The 5,681-nt window shown below is 66.4% G+C and carries 5 protein-coding genes; 1 reads left to right on the forward strand and 4 read right to left on the reverse strand.

Features of this window, described 5'->3' with window-relative positions; translation table 11 throughout:
* The 4 genes from C100_RS0124130 to C100_RS30440 all read right to left on the reverse strand — a co-directional run.
* Positions 1–254 (reverse strand): rRNA adenine N-6-methyltransferase family protein (locus C100_RS0124130; protein ID WP_031308805.1); only part of this gene is annotated, 254 nt, incomplete at its 3' end.
* Positions 247–1,284 (reverse strand): 4-hydroxythreonine-4-phosphate dehydrogenase PdxA, encoded by a 1,038-nt coding sequence (gene pdxA / locus C100_RS30430; RefSeq protein ID WP_024018819.1) that lies wholly within the window; start codon positions 1,282–1,284, stop codon positions 247–249. The genes pdxA and C100_RS0124130, both read right to left, overlap by 8 nt.
* Positions 1,262–2,650 (reverse strand): peptidylprolyl isomerase, encoded by a 1,389-nt coding sequence (locus C100_RS30435; protein WP_024018820.1) that lies wholly within the window; start codon positions 2,648–2,650, stop codon positions 1,262–1,264. Before C100_RS30435 ends, pdxA begins: the two co-directional genes overlap by 23 nt.
* A gap of 85 nt (positions 2,651–2,735) precedes the next feature.
* On the reverse strand, positions 2,736–4,967 hold the full coding sequence (locus tag C100_RS30440; RefSeq protein ID WP_037529869.1) for an LPS-assembly protein LptD: 2,232 nt from the start codon (positions 4,965–4,967) through the stop codon (positions 2,736–2,738).
* Between the two features lie 231 nt (positions 4,968–5,198).
* Between C100_RS30440 and C100_RS0124135 the strand changes: the two genes are divergently transcribed.
* Positions 5,199–5,681 (forward strand): M17 family peptidase N-terminal domain-containing protein (locus C100_RS0124135; RefSeq protein WP_031308806.1); only part of this gene is annotated, 483 nt, incomplete at its 3' end.

A 5,681-nucleotide genomic window follows, 5' to 3' on the forward strand; every position in this document is an offset into this window, starting at 1 on the left:
CGCTCCACCGCCCCCAGCCGCGCGCCGGCGCGCAGGATCGCGCGGGTCAGCCCGCCGGGGCCTGGCCCGACCTCAAAGGCCGGCATCTGCGCCAAGGGGCCGGGAATGGCGGCGATGCGGTCCAGCAATTGTTCGTCGAGCAGGAAATTCTGCCCCAGCGCCTTGCTGGCGGCCAGGCCATGGCGGGCGATCACCTCACGCAGGGGCGGTAACGCCGGGCGCAGGGGCGGCGGTGCCGGCCGGGTATCAGCCATGCGCGATGCGGGCGCGGGCTGCTTCGGCCGCCATGCGCAGCGCCGCCATCATCGCGCCGGGATTGGCGCTGTCGGTGCCCGCGATGCCGAAGGCGGTGCCATGGTCGGGCGATGTCCGCACGATCGGCAGGCCCAGCGTGATATTGACGCCTTCGTCGAAATTCAGCGTCTTGATCGGGATCAGGGCCTGATCGTGATACATGCACAGCGCCGCGTCATAGGTTTCGCGCGCGCGGGCATGGAACATGCCGTCGGCGGCGAGCGGACCATATATGTCGATCCCCTCCTCGCGCAGCAGATTGATGGCGGGACGGATCACGTCAATCTCCTCACGGCCCAGCGCGCCATTTTCGCCGGCATGAGGATTGAGCCCTGCGACCGCAAGACGCGGACGGCCGATGTTGAAATTACGCTGCAACCCCTTGACCGTGGTCAGCGCGCGCGCGCGGATCAGGTCGATGGTGATCGCGGCGGAAACGTCGGCCAGGGGAATGTGAATGGTGATCGGCACCACCTTGAGCGACGGGCCGGCGAGCATCATGACGGCATTGTGCGGCGCGACGCCGCAGCGTTCGGCGATGAATTCGGTCTGGCCGGGATGGGTGAAGCCGACGCCGTAAAGCTGTTCCTTGCCAACCGGCGCGGTGACGATGCCCGCCGCCGATCCGGCCCGGGCCAGCCCGACCGCAACCTCCAGCGCCTGAAAGGCGACGCGCGCGCCCTCCATGCTCGGACTGCCCGGCACGATGTCGCCCGCTTCGCCGACTTGCAGGCAGGGGAGGGCGGACGGGAAAATATCGGCGGCCTGCTCCGGGCTGTCGATGCGCGCCACTGGTCCCAGCCAGACCGCGCGCAGCGACGCCGCATCGCCGACCGCGAAAAAGGGCGGCAAGCCGCGCGCTTCCCGCATGACCCAGCTTTTGGCCACGATCTCCGGCCCGATCCCCGCCGGGTCGCCGAGCGAGACGGCGAAGGGCGCCAGCTCCTGCCGATCGGGCGGAAGCGGATCAGTTATATTCGATAACGGCATCGCGGCGAAGGTCGCGCAGATAGATGCGCGCGCGCTTGTTGACCCGTTCTTCTTCCAGCTGCGCCATGATCTGGTCGGGATTGGGGGCGTTGGCCGACGTCGGATCGTCGCGGCCGCAGACGATGAGCACGCGCACGCCGTCGGTGATCGAACCGAAGGGCGGCGTGGTCTCGCCGACCTGGAGGTTGAGCAGGATGTCCTGCAATTGCGGCGGCAGGTCGCGCACCTTCACATTGTCATTGTCGACCACATCGGCCCCGATCCGGGCGCCGATTTCATTGGCCTGGCCGCAACCCTTGATCTCCTTGACCGCGGCGGCGAAGCTGGCCGCCTTGGCGCTCGCCTGTTCCTTGGTCGTGCCTTCGGGGAAGAGGAGCGAGAGCTGCTTGAGGCTGAGCAGGGCGTCGCGCGGGTCGGCGGTCAGCACCTTGCGCTTGTCCATGACGTAGATGATCGACACGCCGCCCACGGTCTCGATCGGTCCGGCGATCTGGCCGACCTGCATTTCGGCCGCGGCCTGCGCCAGTTCGGCCGGAAGCTGCGCCGGACGAATCCAGCCCAGGTCGCCGCCGACCGCCGCGGTCGATGCTTCGGAAAACTGACGGGCATAGGCGGGGAAGCTGCCGCCCTGCTGAATCTGTTCGATGATGTTGCGCGCGTTGGCGACGATCTGGTCGTGATTTTCCGGGGTCGCCGACAGATAGATTTCGCCGATACGGAATTCGTCGCTGCCCTTGGCCGCGTTCAGCCGGTCGATCACCGACTTCACTTCGTCTTCGGACACGTTCACGAACGGCTGGATGTTGCGGCGGAGCAGGCGGCTCCATGCCAGTTCGCCCTCGATCTGGCGCTTGATGCTGGCGGCGGCGCTGCCCTGTTCGCGCAGATACTGGTCGAACTCGGTAGGCGACTTGCGGAAATTGGCCGCGACCCGCTCATAGCTTTGCTGGATTTCCTCAGGCGCGATCTTGATGTCGTTGGCGGCCGCTTCCTGGATCTGAAGCGTTTCGTCGATCAGGTTGCGCAGCACCTGGACGCGCAGCCGCTCCTTTTCATCATCCGCCACCTTGCCGCCATTGGCGGTGATGATGAGGGCCAGGCGCTGGTCGACATCGGTGCCGGTGATGATGCGGCCGTTGACGATCGCGGTCGCCTTGCGGACATTGGGGTCGCTCTTGCCGAAGACGGTGACGTCCTTGGGCAGGTTGAGCTGTTGGGCGGCGACGTCGGTGTCGTCATCGCCGACCGTCTGCGCCGCGACCGGTTGCAGCCCGGTGGCCAACAGCGCGGAGGACAGGATCAAGGAACGCAGGCTGACGCGAGCGCCGCGGGTCATGCGGCTGGGCGAGGAAACGGCGGGCAGCATCGTCAGCAATAATCTCCAATACGGTCCCGCGCCTGATGCACGAGCCCGCCTTAACCGGCCCTGACGGGAAGGACGAGCCCGTTCCTTATATGCCAATATTGCGGAAAGCTAGCCGAAGCTGGAAGCTATTGCCCTTTCGCGCGTCGCCATTGGCCTGATAGTCGCGCCGCCAGGTGAGGCCGAGCGTCAGGCAATCATCCTCATAGGCGATGCCGAGACGATGGCGCACCGGCTCATAGCCGTCGGAGACGCTGACGGGGTCTTCCTTCGCGTCGGTCAGGTCGATGACGGTCGATCCGAACACCGACCAGAAGCGCGCAAACTGCACCCGGCCGCCCAGGCGCAATTCCTCACGGTCCTGCAAATCCTCCAGGCCCGACAGGGCGTTGCGGTTGAGGCGCAGATAGCCGACCATGGCATAGGTTTTCTTGCTGCCGACGGTCGCGTCGATCTCGTTGCGGCGGACGGCCAGATTATCCTTGTCCAGCCGGTAGCGATGGATCAGGCTAACGAAATCCTTGTACCGCAGGGTCGTGCGGCCGACCACGTCCGACGTGCGGTCGGACAGGCCGGTGCCGTCGGGCAGGATGCTTTCCTGCCGGTCGATGCGATAGCTTTGGCCGATGATGCTGCGAAGCGAGAAATTTGGCAGGTCCAGGCCATATTCCAGGCCATAGGTGATGCGCGAACTATCCTCGAACCGGTCATAGCCCGCGAAGCGGTTGAGCGCGAAAAGGTTGCTGTCCTCCAGATCGACCGCGCGCGCATCCTCATTGGGCAGCGACAGGTTGGCCAGATGCGGGGACGCGACGATCTGCACGCGCGGGGCGATCCGCTGCACGCCGCCGAACGCTTCGCCGACGAAGGGCCAGCGCACGTCCACCGCCGCCGCGGCGATGCCGCGCCCCTGCCAGCCCGGATCGCCGGCATAGCTGGCGACCGAGGTCAGCAGATTGTCGCTGCTGTGATAGACATCGCCGCGCAGATAGCCGGTGAAGGTGACTTCCTGCCCCAGGCCCGTGAGGGTGCGCAGATTCCATTCGGCCGCCGCGAAGGCGCGCTGCGTATCCTGGCCGCTGGTGCGGGTGATCGCCAGCGTGTTCGCCTGAAGCTGGAGCACGCCGCCCAGCCAGGGATCCTTCATGCGCAGCCGATAATCGATGACCGGCAGCGCGATCGGCGTCTGCCCCTGCGAATCGCCCTGGCGCAGCGTCTGGACCGCCCAGCCGCGAATCGACAGATAGCTGTTTTCGCCGATCCGTTGCGCGCCGATGGTCGAACGCAAACGGTCGTCGCGGCTGATGTCGTAGCGGCGCAGAAAGGTCCGGTCGGTGGCGACGCGGAGCGATCCGTCCACGCTCCATTCGGGCGTCAGTTGCATCGTGCCCGATGCGTCCAGATAGCCGCGAATATCCTTTTCGGTGCCGGTCGGCGTCGTCCCCGCGCTGCTGTCGCTGGTCGCCACGCGGCTGCCATGGGTGACATAGCCCGTCACCTGATAGGCGCCGCGATCATAGAGATGCCGGAAATTGGTTTCGAGCATCGGCAGCGTGCTGGTGTAGACATGCGGCGTGATCGTCAGGTCGCGATTGGGCGCCAGCTTGAAATAATAGGGCAGGGCGACTTCGAACCCGTTGGTGCGATCATAGCGCAGATTGGGCATCAACAGGCCGCTGCCGCCATTGTCGCCGACCGGATGGCTGAAGCCGGGCAGCGGAATGAGCGGCAGGCCGAACAATTCGATATTGGCGTTCTTGTAGGTCACTCGCTCCCGCGTCGGGTCATAGACCACCCGCACCGCGTTGATCTGCCAGGTCGGCTCCTTGGGGCAGCCGTCGCTGTCCTCGACCGCGCAGCCGGTATAGGCGGCATGGTTCAGGGTATAGACGCCATTGGCCCGCGTCCCCTTGGCCGCGGCCAGCCGCCCGCCGGATTCGAGCACCAGCAACATATTATCGACGAGGCCGTCCTTCAGCGTGTCGGTGACGTCGAACCTGTCGCCATAAGCGACATTGCCTTCGGGATCGACGACGGACACATTGCCCTGCGCCTCCACCTTGCCGCTGTTGCGGTCCCACACGACCTTGTCGGCGCGCAGGCGATTGCCCTCGCGCAGCAACTGCACATTGCCGTTGGCGGTGACGATTTCGCGGTCGCTGTCATATTCCAGCGCGTCGGCGGCAAAGCCGATCTGGTCGTCATTTTCCGGCACCGGCGCGTCAGGCGCGCTGATCGCCACCTGCGGCTCGTTGAGCTGCTGGGCCAGCGCGTGCGGGCAGGCGGCGAGCGCGACGCCGCCCAGCAGGGCGGCGCGGATGGAAGCGGTCAAGGAAAAGGGGAGTAAGGCGGTCTGCAAGCGTTAGGCCTCAATGGACGGGCGCGTCTGGCCCACCCGCCTATCGCACTGATAGCCGGTCCGCAATCGCCTGCCGCGCATCATGGCGTGCAAAATCGGTCGAACGGCTTTGCCAGACGGGCCAAGCCACACTATCTGGCAGATAACCGCGCGGCGTCCGTCGCCGCGGACAATAAGAGGAAAACCGCCCTGATGGATATCCAGTTCAGTCCGACCCGCCCCGACGCCGACACCCTGGTCTTTGCCGTGCCCAAGGGCGACCTTGACGCGCTGCCGCTGGCGGCGGCGCCGATCCTGGCCGCCGGCGCGAGCGCGTCGCGCTTCACGGGCGAGGCCGGGACCAGCTTCGAAAGCTTCGTTCAGGAAGGCGGCGCGACGCTGCGCGTGCTGTTGCTGGGCACCGGCGCGGGGAACGAGCAGGATATGGAAAAGGCCGGCGGCGCGCTGGTCGCCAAGCTGGCCACCAGCGGCGCAGTCCATGCCGCGGTCGAATTTTTCGGCGGCGCGAGCGGTGAGCGGGCGGCCCAGCTCGCTTTTGGCGCGCGCCTGCGCGGCTGGCGGATCGACACCTATCGCACGCGCCAGCCGGAAAAGGCCAAGCCCACGCTCAAGACCATCACCCTGGTCGCGACCGGCGCGGATGCGGCATGGGACCGGCTGACGGCGGTCGCCGCC

It is taken from the genome of Sphingobium sp. C100 (assembly GCF_000508185.1).
Lineage (GTDB): Bacteria > Pseudomonadota > Alphaproteobacteria > Sphingomonadales > Sphingomonadaceae > Sphingobium.